The sequence below is a fragment of the Noviherbaspirillum saxi genome (assembly GCF_003591035.1).
GTDB classification, from domain to species: Bacteria; Pseudomonadota; Gammaproteobacteria; order Burkholderiales; family Burkholderiaceae_D; genus Noviherbaspirillum; species Noviherbaspirillum saxi.
In genome coordinates this window covers 1,250,643-1,267,388 of the sequence record NZ_QYUO01000003.1, presented here as the reverse complement: position 1 = coordinate 1,267,388, position 16,746 = coordinate 1,250,643, and the positions used below count along the sequence as shown (strand labels likewise).

Here is a 16,746-nt window from a genome sequence, read left to right as displayed (position 1 = left end):
TGGGGCCAGGGTCATCTGGCATGCAGGATGAATATTTTCCAGAAATCCGCGGCATAGGCAGACGACATGAAATGCGACGGATACGATACGCTGCGCTCCACTTCAATGCGCTCCACAACAGAGTTGTAGAACAATTCAATGGCGACTGCGCCCAGCACAAAGACACTGATGATCGCGAGTGCTTTCCCGATCATGAGGTCGCGTTGCGGAGGCTTCGGCGTGGTTGGTGCATGCTCGCTTGCCGGGGATGAGGCGGTATCGTTGCGATGCAACATGTCAGTTTTCATGATGGTCTCCATATCCATGCCATTGAGGGGCCGGAAACCGCCGTACATTGCAGCGGTCTTGTTTTCATAGTTGCATCGGCCTGCCGGTCTCGCATCGTCCAAAAAGACTAGAGCGGCAATACCAAGATGGTGTTCAAGGTTCGTCAGAACCGGCGTGCGCCAATTGCAGCAACCGGTCCGCGCCAGCCGCATCCAGGTTGAATACGCTTACCGCCTGCGCCAGCTTGGCGGCCTGGGTTTGTAATGCATCCGAGGCCGCCGCAGCCTGCTCGACCAGCGCCGCATTCTGCTGCGTTGCCTGATCCATCCGGCCGATCGCCTGATTGATCTGTTCGGTGCCGGTGGTCTGCTCGTGACTGGCGGCTGTGACCTCGCCGATGATGCTGGTGACCCGGCGGACGCTTTCGACAATCTCTTGCATGGTGGCACCGGCCTGATCGACCAGCGTGGCTCCGATGTCGGCTTTTTCTACCGCGTCGGTGATCAGGTGCTTGATTTCCTTCGCGGCACTGGCAGAACGTTGGGCCAGCGTGCGCACTTCAGAGGCGACCACGGCAAATCCTCGGCCTTGCTCGCCGGCACGTGCGGCCTCGACTGCTGCGTTCAGCGCCAGGATGTTGGTCTGGAACGCGATGGCGTCAATGACACCGATGATGTCGACAATCTTTTTTGCGGAGGTATTGATGGAGCCCATGGTATTCACCACCTGCGACACCACCGCGCCGCCCTTCACCGCGACGTCGGAAGCGGACGTCGCGAGTTCACTGGCAAGACGCGCATTGTCGGCATTCCGCTTTACCGCGACGGTCAGTTCCTCCATCGCGGATGCGGTTTCTTCCAGCGAGCCTGCCTGCGCCTCGGTGCGCGACGACAGGTCGAGGTTGCCGTGCGCAATCTCGCCTGAGGCGGCGGCGATGGTGTTGGCGCTGCCGCGCACTTCGGTGACGATGCCTGCCAGGCTGTCATTCATGTGCTTCAAGGAATGCAATAACTGGCCGGTTTCATCACCGCTACGTACTTCGATGCGGCTGGTCAGATCGCCGGCCGCCACCGTCCGCGCGATCCGCACCGCTTTCCTGATCGGTCGCGTAATGCTGCGCGTGGTCAGCCATGCGATCAGGGCTCCCAGTAAGATCGCTGCGCCACTGATGGCGAGCATCAGCCTGCGTGCATTGGAAAATGCCTGCTCCGCTTCAGCGGCTGCCTGCTCATTGCGCTTCGCCTGCAGCATGACCAGTTCGTTGAGCGCCTCGCTCCATTTCTTTTGCAGCGGGCGGATTTCACGGGTCAGAATGGTCGTGGTTTCGACGGTCCGCCCGTTCATACCCCAATCGGCCGCCTGATCCATCAATGGCAGGATGGTGGCCTCGATTTCTCCTATACGGACCAGAACGGCGTTTTGCGCGCGCTTCGCCTGTGTGCCGGCGGTAACCATCCGCGTCAATTGCGCTTTGGCCTGCGCATATTTGTGTGCTTCCGCCTTCAGGCGTTCGACTTCCGGTTGCATCTCGACCGCTTCTGTCAGCAAGGTGAGATCGCGCAATGCAATCATCCGCTCGCCAACCGAATCGCGCATTTCGTTGGCGAGCCTTGTCTCGGCATTATTGATGTTCACCACTTCCCGCAGGCGTTGTTGAATTTGCTCCATACGGTCGATGCCGAATAGCGTGACGCCGATCAGGAGAGTCAGCGTGAAGACGAACCCGGCACCCAGGCGGGTACCGATCTTCATGTTGGCAAAGTTCATGTTATTTACCTTTCGGGAAGTGGATCAGCTTGCTGCGTGTCCGTCGAACGGCACGAATTCAGCGACTTCAAGATCGAAGCCAGCCAAAGCGCGATACGGCACCGAATGGCTCATCAGGCGCATTTTCTGTATCCCCAGATCGCGCAGGATCTGCGCTCCGACACCGAGCATGCGCTGCGCGAATTGCGGTGCGCGCGGCGTATCTGCGACGGTATAGCGTTCGATATCCTGCAAGATTTCGGCACTTGCATCTTCGTGCGCAAGCAGCACCAGTACGCCGCGATCGGCTTGGGCAATCCGTTGCAGCGCGCGGCGTGCATTCCAGTAACGACGCCCGCTGGAAAAATCGGTTTCCAGTACATCGCGCAGTACTTCGGTGCCCTGCACGCGCACCAGTGGAGCGTCGCCGCAGTGCTCGCCGGACAGATCGCCGCGTACCATCGCCGTATGCACGGCATTGATGATGGTGTCGTGATACGCGACCAGCTGGAACTGGCCATGGCTGGTATTGATCGTCCGTTCCAGCGTGCGCGCGATCAATCCTTCGGTCAGGATGCGGTGATGAATCAAGTCAGTCAGGCTGCCAATCGGCAAGCCGTGTGCCTTTGCGAACGCAACAAGCGCCGGGCCGCGTGCGGATTCGCCGTCGTCGTCAAGGATGCTGACCACCACACCGGCAGCCGTGTGACCGGCCAGGTGTGCGAGGTCGCAAGCGGCTTCCGCAAAGCCGGCGTGGCGCATCACGCCGTCACGTGCAGCCATGATGGGAAAGATGTGGCCTGGCTGCACCAGGTCGGCGGCACGGGTGGTTGGCGCTGCCGCCAGTTGTAGCGTCAACGCGCGGTCGGCGGCGGAAATGCCGGTAGTAACGCCGTGCAGCGCTTCGATCGATACCGTGAAGCGGGTCCGCTGACGGGCGGACGGCACCATCGGCGGCAATTCCAGTTCGCGGCACCGTGCCTCCGGCAAACCGAGGCAGATCAGTCCACGTGCCTCGCGCGCCATGAAGTTGACGCTTGCTTCGGTGGCGGCGTCGGCCGCCATGACCAGCACGCCTTCGCTATCGTCTTCGCTGTCTTCGACCAGTACCACGATGCGGCCGGCGCGTATCGCATCGATGAGTGTCGGAATGGAGTGCATGTGCATCGCTAGTCCACCATCGCATGGCGTATCGCCCGCGCTGCAAATTCGAGAGCCTCATCCGCGGCCGTCATGAGGCCGGTCATGCTGGCAAAGCCGTGGAATACACCGTCCCAGCACTTATGCTGGACCGGCACGCCGGCCTGCCGCAGGCATTCCGCATAGCGCATGCCTTCGTCGCGCAGCGGATCGTATTCGGCGGTGATCACGGTGGCGTCCGGCAATCCGGTAAAACTGTCTGCGCGCACCGGGCAGGCGCGCATGTCGGCGGCGTCGCTCGGCTTGCGCAGATACTGCTTCCAGTACCACTGCATCAAATTGCGCGTAAGCAAGTAACCGCTGGCATAGGCATCGAAGGACGCGGTATCGCAGGCCGCATCCATCACGGGATAGAACAGCAGCTGGTGCGCCAGGCGCGGCAGTTCCAATGCCCGATCGCGCGACAGCAACGCACAGGCGGCGGCCAGGTTGGCGCCTGCGCTATCGCCTGACACCGCGAGCCGGTTCGGGTCAAGGCCCAGCGATGCCGCCTGTGCGTGTACCCAGCGCAGCGCGGCGCAGGCATCTTCCACCGGTCCGGGGAATGGCGACTCGGGCGCCAGCCGGTAATCGACCGAGATCACCATGCAGTTGCTGCGGTTGGCCAGGCGCCGGCACAGATTGTCATGTGTGTCCAGACTGCACGAGACCCAGCCGCCGCCATGGAAAAACACGATCGCCGGCAATGTGCCGGGACCGGGGCGATAGGCGCGGAGTGTGATGTCGCCGCCGGCGACCGGCACTTGATGATGGGTGATACTCGCAACCGGCTCGTTCGACACGGGCAGGCTTTGCTGCGCCATCATTGCGCGGTAGCTGACGCCATCCAGGCTTGCGTAGTCGGGTTCGGGCATCGCGGCGAACATTTGCAGAATCGCCGCTGCTTGCGGATCAATTGCCATGGGTGCTCCTGAAAAGAGGGGGTATGAATCGAAAAGCGCTTACTCGGCCGCCAGCAGGGTTTCCATCCGGGATCGCAATGATTGCTTGAGCACATCTGCATGCGGGAAGATCCACAGTTTCTTGGCATCGACACCATCCAACACGATCTGCGCGAGTTGCTCCGGCGTCATGCCGTTCTCGCCGAGGGTGCGCAGATATTGGTTCGCATGCGCAACATGCGATTCCGCCGGTCGCTGCGCAAGATGATGAAAAATATTGGTTTGCACAGGGCCCGGACAGACGATCGACATCGTCAGCGGCAAGCCGAGCGCGGTGAATTCCTGCTGCATGCTTTCGCTCAGCGCGACCATGCCATGCTTGGACACGGTGTACGGCGCCAGCCACGGCCCGACCAACAGGCCGGCCAGCGACGATACGTTCACGATATGTCCGAAGCCTTGCGCGATCATGCGTGGCACGAAGGCACGCGCCGTGTGGATGGCGCTCCACAGATTGATGTCGAGCACGCGCTTCCACGCGGCTTCGTCCAGTTCCCAGCTCGGTCCGCTGACCAGGATGCCGGCGCAGTTGTAAAGCCAGTCGACGCGGCCATATGCGCTGAATGTGCGCTCGCATAACAACTCGATCTGATGCGGATCGGATACATCGGTGACTAGTTGCCGAACTTTTATCGATGGCGCCGACTGCAGGATATCGGTACCTACGGCATGCAGTCCGGCGCCATCCACGTCGCTCAATACCAGATTGATGCCGCGTGCGGCCAGAGCGTAGGCGATACCGCGGCCTATGCCGCTGGCGGCGCCTGTGACCACGGCGCATGAAGAGGAGGAAGGCATGGCGGCTCCAGTGAGGGAATGGAACAGAATATCCCCGCACTGCTCCCGCCAGGCATCGTCCGAAGAGACGATGCCGCTGCCACGTCGTCCGTTTATTTTTGGAACATGTCCCAACAAATACAGGAGAGAACATGGCAAAAGCATACAAAATCGAAGCGCGTCCTTTAGAGGAGCGGTATGCGCGCGGCTGGCATTGTCTGGGCTTGGCCCAGGACTACAAGGACGGCAAGCCGCATACGCTGAACATTTTCGGCAAGCGCCTGGTCGCGTATCAGGGGGAGAGCGGCGGCATCCATATCCTTGATGCATTTTGCCCGCACATGGGCGCAGATTTGAGCCGCGGCACGGTCAAGGGCGATACGCTGGCCTGTCCGTTCCACGACTGGCGCTGGGGCAGCGACGGCGCATGCAAGGAAATTCCGTATTGCAAGCGGGTGCCACCCAAGGCGCGCATCGGTGCCTGGCCTACCTGCGAACAAAATCACTTGCTGTTTGTCTGGCACGATCCGGAAGGCAATCCGCCACCGCCGGAAGTCGCGATCCCGCGCATCGATGCCTGCTTTTCCGACGAGTGGACGCCGTGGGCCGTGGACAAGATGGTCATCCAGACCAATTGCCGCGAACTGATCGACAACGTTGCCGACATGGTGCATTTCGGCGTGGTGCACGGCGCATTCGTGACGCGCTTTGCCAACGTATTTGAAAACCATGTCGCGACGCAGATCATGGAAAGCCGGAGCAAGCGGCTGGCGGAAGATGGCGTGCTGACCAGCACCGCGACCTACTACGGGCCGGCATACCAGATCACGGTCATGCAAGGCGAAATGAACGGCTATCCGGTCGACTCGGTTTTGCTCAATTGTCATGTGCCGATCGACATCAACAGCTTCGAATTGCGCTATGGCGTACTGGTGCGCAAATTCCCGGGCATGAACGACGAACAGAACCGTGAAGCCGCTGCCCAATATGTTAGACTCGCCCAAGACGCCTTCTACGAAGACGTTGAGATTTGGCACAACAAGACCCGCACCGACAATCCGTTGTTGTGTGAAGCGGACGGACCGGTCTATCAGTTGCGCGATTGGTACCAGCAGTTCTATATGGACGCGGAGACGGTAACCCCGGCGATGCAGGCGCGGCGAGAATTCGAATTGACGCCTTCTTGATCGGGAGACGCCCATGCGAGCCGTAGCGGAAATTGCGGAATACATCAGGCCGGTTAGAGACGCGGACATTCTGCCCATGAAAACTTTAGCTCCCGTAATTTCAATGGATGTTTTCACCGATCTGATCGGCGCAGTGTATGACGGCTTGCTGGAAACCATCCCCTGGCAGAAATGCCTGATGCGCATGCGTAGCGAGTTGCAAGCCAATTACGTTACGCTGATTCTGCGCCCGCCGCGTGCCGGCGATCACGGACTGATGGTGAATGTGGGCGACGTCACCACCGAAGGGCAGATTTCCTACGACAGCCATTTCTATGCGATGGATCCGTTCGTCGGGCTGCCGTCCGACCGCATGGTTACCATCAATGAAATCATTGAGGAGGCCCGTTGGGTGGAAACTTCGTTTTACCGCGAGTTTCTGCAGCCCTTCGATGTGCACCACATCATGGGGGCCGACGTGCGTACGTCCGACGGCGGTGAGTGCCGCCTGCGCGTGTGCCGGCCGCGCTCGGGACCAAATTTTTCCGAGCGCGACAAAGCGTTTTGCACGATGCTGCTGCCGCATTTCAAACGCGCGGTACATCTTCACGGCCGGCTCGACCGGGTCGAGTCGGAACGCAAACTGTATGCGGGCGCGATGGACCGGCTCATGGTCGGTACTGTGATCCTCGACGAGAACGGCCGCATTCTGCAAACCAATCGCATGGCCGATACCATCCTCCAGGTAGGCGACGGCATGCGTATCGTCAACAACATGCCGCATGCGACGCACCTGGCCGATAACCGTGAATTACAGCGTCTGATCAAGAACACGCTAAATGGCAATGGCAACTCCAGCGCGGCGCTGGTCGATGCGATTTCGATCACGCGTTCGTCCGGACGGCGCAATCTCGGCGTCGTGGTGCACAGCGTGCCGCCGAATGAATGGTCGGAACGGCTGCACCGGCCAGCGGCAGTGCTGTATATCCGCGATCCGGAACAGAAAGCACAGGCGCCGCACGACATCGTGCGCCAGTTGTTCAACTTCACACCGGCGGAAACCAATCTGGCGATGCTGCTGGCCGACGGCTTGTCGCTGGAAGAAGCGGCGTTGGAACTGGGCATCCGCCGCAATACCGCGCGGGCGCATTTGCGGGCGATCTTTTCTAAAACGGATGTGACGCGACAGACTGAGCTGGTGCGGATTATTCTGAACAGCGTGGCGACGCTGGGTGTGCGCGAGAGTTGAATTGCTGATTTGGTCAGTGGTGATGCCGTACCGAGCCGACAGTGTAATCAGAGGGACTTCGGCTCAGACATCTGCGCTTCTTTATCCGCCTTGCCGCTCGCTCTTTTGGCATCGGCACAGCGGAACTTCAAAATCTAAAGCCTCTATGCGCGACCAGGCATGCGTCGCAATGTACGTTCACTGTCATTTCCATTCATAGTCTCTTCAGACGATGCCGCTCGACGGCGGATGCATCAACATAGTATGGCATTCGATCGAGGCCACCAATCAAACAAACTCAGGAGACAACGACTTGAACCCGTCACGTACAACGCAAGGACTGAAGGACTTTGTCGGCAAGACCGCCTTCGTTACCGGGGCCGGCAACGGTATCGGCCGTGCAGCCGCCAAACTATTTGCCGCGCGCGGTGCTTCTGTCGCGGTGGTCGACCTCAATCCCGAAACCGGTATGCAAACGGTCAACCAGATTCAGGCTGAAGGTGGCACTGCGATATTCATACGCGCTGACGTGAGTTCCGAAGAAGCGGTCGAGGCTGCGGTACAACAAACGGTTGCTACCTTTGGCGGATTGCACTGCGCGTTCAACAACGCCGGCTTTACCGGCCAGTATGTCGGCTTCCATACGCTGTCGCTTGAAGACTGGAATCGCCTGATCGCGGTGAATCTCACTTCCGTCTTTTTGTGCATGAAGCATCAAATCGCGCACATGCTCAAGGCCGGTGGCGGCAGCATCGTCAATACCTCGTCCGGTGCCGGCGTCGTCGGTGCGCCTGGCATGCCGCATTACACGGCCGCCAAGCATGGCGTGCTGGGACTCGTGAAGGTGGCGGCGAAGGAGTTCATCGGCCAGAACATTCGCGTCAATGCAATCTGTCCTGGCGTCACCGATACGCCGATGCTACGCACGTTCGCGGGCGAGGGCACGGAGCTGGAGAGGGCGCTGGTTTCTTCGTTACCGGGAGGAAGAATGGGGCGGCCTGAAGAAATCGCGGAGGCGGCAGTCTGGCTCAGTTCCGATGCCGCGTCGTTTGTGTCGGGCGAGAGCATGCTGGTGGATGCCGCGTCCGTATGCCGCTAACGCAAAGGACTAACCTGTATGAAACTTGCGAACCAAATGACATTGGCCGCTTACCTCGGTAATTTTTTCCAGCTTGCCTATGTGACGAACGATCTGGAAAAGGCGATCGACTATTTTCGAAACGAACTGGAGATCAAGGAGTTCACGCGATTCGAGTCGACGATGGACGTCCTTGCGCAAGGCGTGCGTGAGCAGGCCCAGATCAAGGTTGGCCTGGCGCGGGTGAACGACACGCAGATCGAGATCATCGAACCCGTTTCGGGTGCAGTGGATATTTACCGCAATGCTTTGCCCGCAACGGAAGGATTCGCACTTGTCTTTCACCACCTCGGATTCAAGGTGCATGGCGACGACGAGAAATGGCAACAGGCGCTGGAAACCGTGCGCGCCAAGGGCCATGCGTTTTGCGTACTTGGCGAAGTCGCGCCTATCGTGAAATTCGGCTATATCGACATGCGCGAAGAGCTCGGACATTTTGTCGAGCTTGTGCAGTTCTCTTCCGATTTGCAGGCGCAAATGGATCAATTGCCTAACCAGGCGGCTTGAATTGCTGGAAAGCGTGGTTTGGTAAACCGACGAGCGGCCCGTTTGAAAGGTTCAGGCGATGGGCAGCCACCGCGAGCCGGTAGCGCAATCTCAACTGGAGTGAACGTGAGGCCGGCCGAAAAAGTGTATGCCTCCGTTCCTCAATTTTACGAAACGTTGGCATACACTTTTTCGGCCGGCCTCAGGAAGCATCAAGGCGAAAGTGGCCATAGCGACGTTAGGTGACGATAAGACGCTTACCGAGATCGCTGAGCAATACCAGGCCCATCCAAATCAAGTGACCGAATAAACGCGGCAATTTCTGGAGCAGGCCGCACTCTGAGCGAACGGTGCAGGCAATGGACATGATGACTTCAGAAGCATATCGGTCACCAGCGCGTACAACTCTGTACAGGTTGCACTCACCAATAGCTTATTACATTAAAAAATACCCGGTCGCGCATCGACGGGACCGGGCGAATTCCGAAACCCTTTACCAGGAACGGAAGAGACAATCTAGAACCGCTACTTGAGGGGCAACCTTTAATCGCTACTCCTTATAGATCCCACTCATTACAACGACTTCGCCTACGCGCTCGAGATATTGGGCCTTCTTTTCAATCTTCTGATTCGTCGGATTAACGAATTTGAAGTCTACCCAGCCCGAACCATTGGTCTTGGCAAGCTGAAGTTCTTCCTTGATGAAGAGTTTGCCATCAGCATCCTTGAAATCGATCAGATCCTTGCCGACGATACGAGCATTCGCGCCGTGAGCCAGGTTTCGTCCACTCATATCAAGTACTACGATATAAAGATCGCGATCGACGAATTGACCCTTGTTATTGTTGAAGTCTTTCAGAGCCGCGTCCAATCCCACCTTCTGAATGTGTGCCGCAGCCTTTTTTACCAATGCAACCGCTTCTTGGGCAGTGGCACGCTGTTGAGCGTGTGCGGGAAAGCTACCTAATGCAATCAGTAGTGCAAACATCGCGCCGAAATGACGAAACATTATTTATCCTTTAGATATGATTGTTGCTTATTCAAGAAACGGCATTGCGCTGGGTAAGCCTGTCCATCAATTCACCGACGACCCCTCTGCGGAACGCCAGTACGCATACGATGAAGATCAGCCCGATGACGGTAGTGATGGATTCTCCGATTGCTTGGAAGCCTTCAATGCCCGTCAAGTGCGCAAGGAAAGTACCTGCCTCGCCAAGCTTGTTTTCCAAAAAGATGATCACAAAGGCCCCGACCAGAGGACCGGTAAAGGTACCTTTACCGCCGATTAGGGTCATCAGGATAACCAGGCCCGAGGTCGACCAATGTATGTCGGCGAGCGTCTCAAATCCAAGTACGGCGGCCTTCGTCGCGCCTGCCAGTCCGGCAATCATTGCCGACAGAACAAAGGCCAGCAGCTTGTATTTGTTGACGTCATAACCCAGCGAAATGGCCCTCGGCTCATTTTCCCGAATAGCAGCCAATACATTGCCGTAGGGTGAGGAAATGATCCGATGAATCAGTACAAGAGACAGGATGACGATGCCGACCACGACGTAGTACATGGTCGTGTCGCTAGACAAATTCAGTAACCCAAATAACGATGACCGTGGTACGTTCTGGAAACCGTCTTCGCCTCCTGTAAAAGGCGCCTGCAAAAACACGAAGTACACCATCTGCGCCAAAGCCAGCGTAATCATCGTGAAATAAATTCCACGCCGGCGAATGGCTAGACCACCCATGATGTAGCCAATGATTCCTGCGCCTAGCGTACCAACCAGTACGGCGACCTCGAACGTCAGACCAACGTCACGCAGCAGATAGCCCGCAATATAGCCTGCGGCTCCGAAGAATGCCGCATGGCCGAAGGAAAGCAGCCCGGTATATCCAATCAGGAGATTGAATGAACACGCAAACAAGGCAAAGCATAAGATCTTCATCAAGAAGACGGGATAAACCAGATAGGGCAGGGCAATGAGTGCCAGGCACCCGACCAACGTCAGCAGTTTTGTTTTCACAATAGGGCCCCTTATGCCATTTCCTTACCGAACAATCCGTTCGGACGTACCATTAGGACAATCGCCATCACGATGAAGACGACGGTCGACGAAAATTCCGGGTAGAACACCCGAGTCAAACCTTCAATGACGCCAAGTCCAAGTCCGGTAATGACGGCACCGGCAATGGAACCCATGCCACCGATAACAACAACTGCGAAGACGACAATGATCAGGTTTGAGCCCATCAGGGGCGACACTTGGACAATTGGAGCAGCCAGCACACCGGCCAGCGCGGCCATTGCGACGCCAAACCCGTAGGTCAGCGTCACCATCAGCGGGACATTGACCCCAAAAGCCTCGACTAATCGTGGGTTCTCCGTGCCAGCTCGGAGGAAAGCGCCCACTTTGGTTTTCTCAATCAGAAGCCAAGTGATGGCGCAGATGCCTAACGATGCGAACACCACCCAGAGTCGGTAAGTTGGGATCAGCATGACGCCCAGGTCAGTTACCCCTTGCAGCGCGGTGGGCACAGAGTACGGTTGTCCCGATACGCCATAGACCGAGCGCAGCAAGCCTTCGAGGACCAGCGTAATCCCGAACGTCAATAGCAAGCCGTACAGATGGTCCAGTTTGTAAAGGCGCCGCAGCATCGTTCTTTCAAATACCATGCCGAACAAACCCACCAGGATTGGCGCGCATACCAGCATGGCCCAGTAATCGATACCGAAATTGTTCAGGCCGACCCATGCCAGCAACGCGCCCAGCATGTAAAAAGCGCCATGTGAAAAGTTGATCACGTTGAGCAGACCAAATATCACAGCCAGACCAAGCGACAGCATGGCATAGAAACAGCCGTTGACCAGACCAAGAAGCAATTGGCCAGTCAAAGCAGGCAGGGGAATACCAAAGATTTCCATCATGAGTCCTCCTAGACACCCAACAGTTCGGCCAGAGCTGTTGCCTTGGCATCAAGCTCGTGGGCGGCGAATGATTCAACAATTTGCCCGTGTTCCATCACATAGAAATGGTCCGCTAACGGCGCGGCAAAGCGGAAGTTCTGTTCCACCATGACGATCGTGTAACCCATTGCCTTAAGCGACAGGATCATCCTGGCAAGCGCCTGTACGATCACCGGGGCGAGGCCTTCAGAGATTTCATCAAGCAGCAGCAGCCTGGCACCGGTGCGCAAAATGCGTGCAATGGCGAGCATCTGTTGTTCGCCACCGGACAGGCGCGTGCCCTGGCTGTGCCGGCGCTCCAGTAGATTGGGGAACATCTCGTAGATGGCCTCAAGCGACATGCCTGCATGGCCGGTGGAAAGTTTCGGGGGCAAGCGGAGGTTTTCTTCGGTAGAGAGGGACGCAAAGATGCCACGCTCTTCTGGACAATAACCGATACCCTGATGTGCAATCCGGTGGGTCGGCAGCGACATCACGTCGACTCCATTGACTTTAATGGAACCGATACGCTGGCCGGTCAAGCCCATGATCGCTCGCAGCGTGGTCGTGCGTCCGGCGCCATTGCGGCCTAACAAACTGACGACCTCGCCCTGCTTCACCTGAAGGTTCACGTCATGCAGTACATGCGATTCTCCATACCAGGTATTTAATCCTGCAATTTCAAGAGCAAGTGGCTGCCGGGCTCGGTTTGCAGAAGCGCTCGCATCCAGGGCGATCTCTCTTCGATTGATCGTGTTCATGCCGCCTCCTGGCAAAGCTGTGTAGACACCGTTCCCATGTAGGCTTCCATGACTAGCGGGTTTTCCGAAATGTCACGGTAGGTCCCTTCAGCCAGTAGGCGGCCGCGCTGCAACACGGAGATCCGGTCACTAATTCCCGACACCACACTCATGTTGTGTTCAACCATCAACACCGTGCGCCCAGAAGACACGCGTTTGATCAGGGCAGCGACCCGGTGGATGTCTTCATGACCCATGCCTTGCGTTGGTTCGTCCAGCAACATGACTTGCGGGTCCATGGCCAATGTTACGGCAATCTCCAGGGCCCGCTTGCGTCCGTACGGCAATTCACCGGCCAATGTATCGGTAAAGGTAGCCAGACCTACATCTTCCAGCAGGGCATGGGCACGCTCGTTAAGCTGGTTCAGATGCGTGCCGCTCTTCCAAAAATGAAACGACGTGCCTAACCGCCGCTGCAGTCCGACGCGGACATTTTCCCTTACACTCAAATGTGGGAATACCGCGGAGATCTGGAACGACCGGATGATTCCCTTGCGCGCGATGGTCGCGGGACTCTCCGCGGTAATATCCTGGCCATTGAACAGTATTTGCCCTGACGTGGGCTTTAAGAATTTCGTCAGCAAATTGAAGCAGGTTGACTTTCCCGCCCCATTGGGCCCGATAAGGGCATGGATATCGCCGGCCTTCACGCGCATGTCGACATTATCGACCGCACGAAAGCCATTGAAATCCTTCGTCAGGCCTAGGGCCTCAAGGATGTAAGTATGCATTGCGTAATGTCTCCACCTGGAAGAAAAATGCTTCCGCCTCTCTCTACCTGTCTAGGATGAGCGGGAGTCGTTATAAAAAGAAAATTGGCGGCGATTCGTTGTCTTTGGCGTCGCCTGATGGAAAAGGCGCCAATCGGTGCGTACGCTCGTCGGCTCCGTCTGGACTCGCCAATCCCGTAGCGCCATCAGGATCGTGGTTCTGTGGCTCGGCAGGAGCCCGCCCCAGGAAGCTCCGCCATAGCGCCACGCTCGTTCCGAAGAGGGATGCCATAGCTTTGCTCCTGTTAGTGCGCTGACCACTGCACGGTCGACAGATCGATGCCGGCATTGTGCATTTCCCACAGCGGCGACATTTCGCGCAGCTTGAGCACACCGCGCCGGACTGCCTCGACCGCGCGCGCTATCTCTTCGTCTGTCGTAAACCGTCCCAGGCTGAAGCGGATCGAACTGTGAGCGAGCTCATCGGAACGTCCCAGCGCCCTGAGCACATACGATGGCTCCAGACTTGCAGACGTACAAGCCGAACCGGACGATACGGCAACATCCCGCATCGACATGATGAGTGACTCGCCTTCGACAAACATGAAGCTGACGTTCAGGATGTTAGGCACGCAATGATCCTCGGATCCATTGAGATAGACATGTTCAAGTCCCAGGATGCCATCCTTCAAGGCTTGCTTCATCCGCCCGATGCGTGGCATCTCGGTGGCCATTTCCTCGCGTGCCATACGAAACGCTTCGCCCATACCGACGATCTGATGGACCGCCAGGGTGCCGGAACGCATGCCGCGCTCATGGCCTCCACCATGGATCTGGGCTTCAATACGGGTACGCGGCTTGCGCCTGACGAACATGGCGCCGATTCCCTTAGGGCCATACAGCTTGTGCGCGGTCACGGTCAACAGGTCGATATCGAGCTTGCTCAGGTCGATATCAATCTTTCCCGCCGCCTGAACCGCGTCGCAGTGATACGTAATTCCATGGGCGCGGCACAGCTTGCCGATGGCGGCGACATCCTGGATGATGCCGGTTTCGTTATTGACCATCATTACCGAGACCAGGATTGTGTCGGGCCGGATTGCCGCCTTGAGCTTGTCCAGATCCAGCAAGCCGTCGGGTTCCGGATCAAGATAAGTCGCAGTAAAGCCTTGACGCTCCAGTTCGCGCACCGTGTCGAGTACCGCCTTGTGTTCGGTGCGAACCGTAATAATGTGCTTGCCTTTGGACGCATTGAAATGAGCGGCGCCCTTGATTGCCAGATTGTTTCCTTCAGTGGCGCCAGACGTCCAGATAATTTCCCTGGGATCGGCACCAAGGAGTTGGGCGACATGGGACCTGGCTTCTTCTACGGCTTCTTCAGCGATCCAGCCATAAACATGCGAACGACTAGCCGGATTGCCGAACTGGCTAGTCAAATACGGCAGCATTTTGCCGACAACGCGCGGGTCAACCGGCGTGGTGGCGGAATAGTCGAGATAGACCGGCAAGGTCTTGGGGTTCAACGATGTGTTCATGGCAATACCGTATTCAGTAAATGTGCTCAGAGATATAGGCGTTTGATGCTAATCGGGTACGATTGCCCGTCCAGCGTGCGCAAGGGTTTTTTCAATTGCCGTACCTACACGGAGCAAGTGTTCGTCGGCGCCGCCAGGTGCCGCCACCATGAGCCCCACCGGTGCTTCACCGGGAAGATGGCACGGCACCGATAGTGCGCACGCATCTAGGAAATTGAAGACACTCGGGTTGCGCAACATGGCGGCATTCGCTGCGTAATAGGCGTTGTCATCGTTGACGAGGTCGGCAACCAGTGGAGCAACCAGGGGAACGGTGGGCAGAATCCATACGTCAGTGTTGACAAACTGCTGGTTAGCAGCCATGACGATGCGTCGTCGCGCAGCAAGCAGTTCGTCATGAGTTTGTTCCGTAATCGCCCGGCCACGCAAAATGCGTGACAGCACACGCGGATCGTATCTGCCGGCAAAACGTTCCAGAAGATGTTGGTGCCAGGCGTACGACTCCACGGCCGCGAACCCGCCTTGTGCATTGACTTCGGGAATCTGCGACAACTCGGCAAAGTCGACATCGAACACCATAGCGCCTGCTTTTTCAAGGACGCTGACGGCGTCCGAAAAGTGCCTAGCCACATGGGGATCCAGCCCGTCGAGGACATATCCTTGAAGTACGCCAATGCGTAGGGTCCGTATGTCGATGTCGGCCAAGAGCCGCGCGGGAGAGGCCGTCAGGATACTGTCGACGGTGGCGCAGCACTGGACGGTTGGTGCGATGACACCAACCGAATCGAGGGCCGGCGACAGTGGCAACACACCCGCCGTAGAGAATCTGCGCATGGTAGGTTTGAAACCGGTCAGGCCGCAGAGCGCAGCCGGAATGCGTACCGAGCCGCCTGTGTCAGTGCCGATGGCCACGGCTGCCATTCCATCCGTTACCGAAATAGCTGACCCGGACGACGAGCCACCGGGTATCCGGCCGACCTGTCGGTCCCAGGGATTGAGCGGCGTGCCGTAGTGCGGGTTGATACCGAGACCGGAGTACGCAAACTCCGTCATGTTGGTGCGGCCGACAATGACAGCGCCGGTTGAACGCAGGCGAGCCACCACGGCGGCATCTTCTTCGGCGGGACTTGCGTCAGATAAGGCAATTGAGCCTGCTAGGGTCGCTTCGCCCTTGACGTCGAACAGATCCTTGATGGAGACCGGAATGCCTGCCAGCGGCCCGAGGGATTCGCCATTTGCACGCCGCTGGTCGACCTGTTCAGCCGTTGCGATCGCTTGCTCCTCATAGACCCGGGTAAAGGTACGCTTGCCTTCGCCAGCGGGATCGGTAGCGGCAGCCAGCGCCTCCGCTGTCATATTGACGCTGGATTGCTCACGCTGGGCGAGCAAGCGCATCCGTGATGCAAGCGTGCGCATGGCCATCTTCATGACTGGGTTCCGGTCTCGTCGTAATAATGGATCTCGAGCAGAAGACAGCCGTTTTCAGACTTGAACGGGCCGTGCGGCGTGTCGGGCGGGCGGCATGCAAATGTATTCGGACCATAGCTGACCCCGCCGTTGCCCTGGGCATCGTTGCCAACGGTAAGATCGCCGGAAACCAGGTACACTTCTTCCCAATAGTCATGCTTGAACGGCGCGGTGGTGTGGACGCCGGGTTCAAAACGAAGGTGCCGGGTACGCGTGCCGCGCTTGGCTTTTTCGTCGAGGCTGCCCGCGAGAATTTGTTGCTTGATACCGGACGGATAGCCGGGCGGCGTTTCCCAGTTACTGCCGAGATCAACGGTATAAAATTCTTTGTGTTCTTTTTCGATTGGCAT

General features: G+C 57.8%; 17 protein-coding genes. 4 read left to right on the top strand and 13 right to left on the bottom strand.

Features of this window, described 5'->3' with window-relative positions; all coding sequences use genetic code 11:
- Positions 1-11 precede the first annotated feature (11 nt).
- The 5 genes from D3871_RS28835 to D3871_RS28815 all read right to left on the bottom strand — a co-directional run bounded on the left by D3871_RS28835 (position 12) and on the right by D3871_RS28815 (position 4,952).
- On the bottom strand, positions 12-287 hold the full coding sequence (locus tag D3871_RS28835) for a hypothetical protein (RefSeq protein ID WP_147376939.1): 276 nt from the start codon (positions 285-287) through the stop codon (positions 12-14).
- A 133-nt stretch (positions 288-420) separates the two neighbouring features.
- A complete protein-coding gene (locus D3871_RS28830) occupies positions 421-2,034 on the bottom strand; it encodes a methyl-accepting chemotaxis protein (RefSeq protein ID WP_119772562.1) in 1,614 nt (537 codons plus the stop codon).
- A 24-nt stretch (positions 2,035-2,058) separates the two neighbouring features.
- Positions 2,059-3,174 (bottom strand): 3,4-dihydroxy-2-butanone-4-phosphate synthase, encoded by a 1,116-nt coding sequence (locus D3871_RS28825; RefSeq protein WP_338016873.1) that lies wholly within the window; start codon positions 3,172-3,174, stop codon positions 2,059-2,061.
- An 8-nt stretch (positions 3,175-3,182) separates the two neighbouring features.
- A complete protein-coding gene (locus tag D3871_RS28820) occupies positions 3,183-4,115 on the bottom strand; it encodes an alpha/beta hydrolase (RefSeq protein WP_119772558.1) in 933 nt (310 codons plus the stop codon).
- Positions 4,116-4,154: 39 nt separating this feature from the next.
- Positions 4,155-4,952: an SDR family NAD(P)-dependent oxidoreductase gene (locus D3871_RS28815; RefSeq protein ID WP_119772557.1), complete on the bottom strand. Its 798-nt coding sequence runs from the start codon at positions 4,950-4,952 to the stop codon at positions 4,155-4,157.
- 131 nt (positions 4,953-5,083) lie between these two features.
- Between D3871_RS28815 and D3871_RS28810 the strand changes: the two genes are divergently transcribed.
- The 4 genes from D3871_RS28810 to D3871_RS28795 all read left to right on the top strand — a co-directional run bounded on the left by D3871_RS28810 (position 5,084) and on the right by D3871_RS28795 (position 8,970).
- On the top strand, positions 5,084-6,118 hold the full coding sequence (locus tag D3871_RS28810) for a 3-ketosteroid-9-alpha-monooxygenase, oxygenase component (RefSeq protein ID WP_119772555.1): 1,035 nt from the start codon (positions 5,084-5,086) through the stop codon (positions 6,116-6,118).
- Between the two features lie 76 nt (positions 6,119-6,194).
- On the top strand, positions 6,195-7,346 hold the full coding sequence (locus D3871_RS28805; RefSeq protein ID WP_119772884.1) for a helix-turn-helix transcriptional regulator: 1,152 nt from the start codon (positions 6,195-6,197) through the stop codon (positions 7,344-7,346).
- A gap of 292 nt (positions 7,347-7,638) precedes the next feature.
- Positions 7,639-8,424: an SDR family NAD(P)-dependent oxidoreductase gene (locus tag D3871_RS28800; RefSeq protein WP_233575856.1), complete on the top strand. Its 786-nt coding sequence runs from the start codon at positions 7,639-7,641 to the stop codon at positions 8,422-8,424.
- Positions 8,425-8,442: 18 nt separating this feature from the next.
- On the top strand, positions 8,443-8,970 hold the full coding sequence (locus D3871_RS28795) for a VOC family protein (RefSeq protein WP_119772551.1): 528 nt from the start codon (positions 8,443-8,445) through the stop codon (positions 8,968-8,970).
- Positions 8,971-9,499: 529 nt separating this feature from the next.
- Here D3871_RS28795 and D3871_RS28790 read toward each other — a convergent pair.
- The 8 genes from D3871_RS28790 to D3871_RS28755 form a co-directional block, all read right to left on the bottom strand.
- A complete protein-coding gene (locus tag D3871_RS28790) occupies positions 9,500-9,958 on the bottom strand; it encodes a cache domain-containing protein (RefSeq protein WP_119772549.1) in 459 nt (152 codons plus the stop codon).
- Between the two features lie 31 nt (positions 9,959-9,989).
- Positions 9,990-10,964 (bottom strand): branched-chain amino acid ABC transporter permease, encoded by a 975-nt coding sequence (locus D3871_RS28785; RefSeq protein WP_233575855.1) that lies wholly within the window; start codon positions 10,962-10,964, stop codon positions 9,990-9,992.
- Between the two features lie 11 nt (positions 10,965-10,975).
- Positions 10,976-11,863, bottom strand: a complete 888-nt coding sequence (locus D3871_RS28780; protein WP_119772880.1) for a branched-chain amino acid ABC transporter permease — start codon at positions 11,861-11,863, stop codon at positions 10,976-10,978.
- A gap of 11 nt (positions 11,864-11,874) precedes the next feature.
- A complete protein-coding gene (locus D3871_RS28775; protein ID WP_119772547.1) occupies positions 11,875-12,645 on the bottom strand; it encodes an ABC transporter ATP-binding protein in 771 nt (256 codons plus the stop codon).
- Positions 12,642-13,415, bottom strand: a complete 774-nt coding sequence (locus tag D3871_RS28770; RefSeq protein ID WP_119772545.1) for an ABC transporter ATP-binding protein — start codon at positions 13,413-13,415, stop codon at positions 12,642-12,644. The genes D3871_RS28775 and D3871_RS28770 overlap by 4 nt, the downstream gene beginning before the upstream one ends.
- Positions 13,416-13,699: 284 nt before the next feature.
- Positions 13,700-14,929, bottom strand: coding sequence for an IscS subfamily cysteine desulfurase (locus D3871_RS28765; protein WP_119772543.1), 1,230 nt, complete (start codon positions 14,927-14,929; stop codon positions 13,700-13,702).
- 48 nt (positions 14,930-14,977) lie between these two features.
- Complete coding sequence (locus D3871_RS28760; protein WP_233575854.1) at positions 14,978-16,357, bottom strand: amidase; 1,380 nt, start codon at positions 16,355-16,357, stop codon at positions 14,978-14,980.
- The gene (locus D3871_RS28755) at positions 16,354-16,746 is read right to left on the bottom strand and encodes a cupin domain-containing protein (RefSeq protein ID WP_119772876.1); all 393 of its coding nucleotides are present in this window, start codon (positions 16,744-16,746) and stop codon (positions 16,354-16,356) included. Before D3871_RS28755 ends, D3871_RS28760 begins: the two co-directional genes overlap by 4 nt.

Coding starts and splice junctions, on each gene's coding strand:
- D3871_RS28835 (WP_147376939.1), bottom strand. CDS start 287: ATGAAAACTGACATGTTGCATCGCAACGATACCGCCTCATCCCCGGCA.
- D3871_RS28830 (WP_119772562.1), bottom strand. CDS start 2,034: ATGAACTTTGCCAACATGAAGATCGGTACCCGCCTGGGTGCCGGGTTC.
- D3871_RS28825 (WP_338016873.1), bottom strand. CDS start 3,174: ATGCACTCCATTCCGACACTCATCGATGCGATACGCGCCGGCCGCATC.
- D3871_RS28820 (WP_119772558.1), bottom strand. CDS start 4,115: ATGGCAATTGATCCGCAAGCAGCGGCGATTCTGCAAATGTTCGCCGCG.
- D3871_RS28815 (WP_119772557.1), bottom strand. CDS start 4,952: ATGCCTTCCTCCTCTTCATGCGCCGTGGTCACAGGCGCCGCCAGCGGC.
- D3871_RS28810 (WP_119772555.1), top strand. CDS start 5,084: ATGGCAAAAGCATACAAAATCGAAGCGCGTCCTTTAGAGGAGCGGTAT.
- D3871_RS28805 (WP_119772884.1), top strand. CDS start 6,195: ATGAAAACTTTAGCTCCCGTAATTTCAATGGATGTTTTCACCGATCTG.
- D3871_RS28795 (WP_119772551.1), top strand. CDS start 8,443: ATGAAACTTGCGAACCAAATGACATTGGCCGCTTACCTCGGTAATTTT.
- D3871_RS28790 (WP_119772549.1), bottom strand. CDS start 9,958: ATGTTTCGTCATTTCGGCGCGATGTTTGCACTACTGATTGCATTAGGT.
- D3871_RS28780 (WP_119772880.1), bottom strand. CDS start 11,863: ATGGAAATCTTTGGTATTCCCCTGCCTGCTTTGACTGGCCAATTGCTT.
- D3871_RS28775 (WP_119772547.1), bottom strand. CDS start 12,645: ATGAACACGATCAATCGAAGAGAGATCGCCCTGGATGCGAGCGCTTCT.
- D3871_RS28770 (WP_119772545.1), bottom strand. CDS start 13,415: ATGCATACTTACATCCTTGAGGCCCTAGGCCTGACGAAGGATTTCAAT.
- D3871_RS28765 (WP_119772543.1), bottom strand. CDS start 14,929: ATGAACACATCGTTGAACCCCAAGACCTTGCCGGTCTATCTCGACTAT.
- D3871_RS28760 (WP_233575854.1), bottom strand. CDS start 16,357: ATGAAGATGGCCATGCGCACGCTTGCATCACGGATGCGCTTGCTCGCC.
- D3871_RS28755 (WP_119772876.1), bottom strand. CDS start 16,746: ATGCCAATCGAAAAAGAACACAAAGAATTTTATACCGTTGATCTCGGC.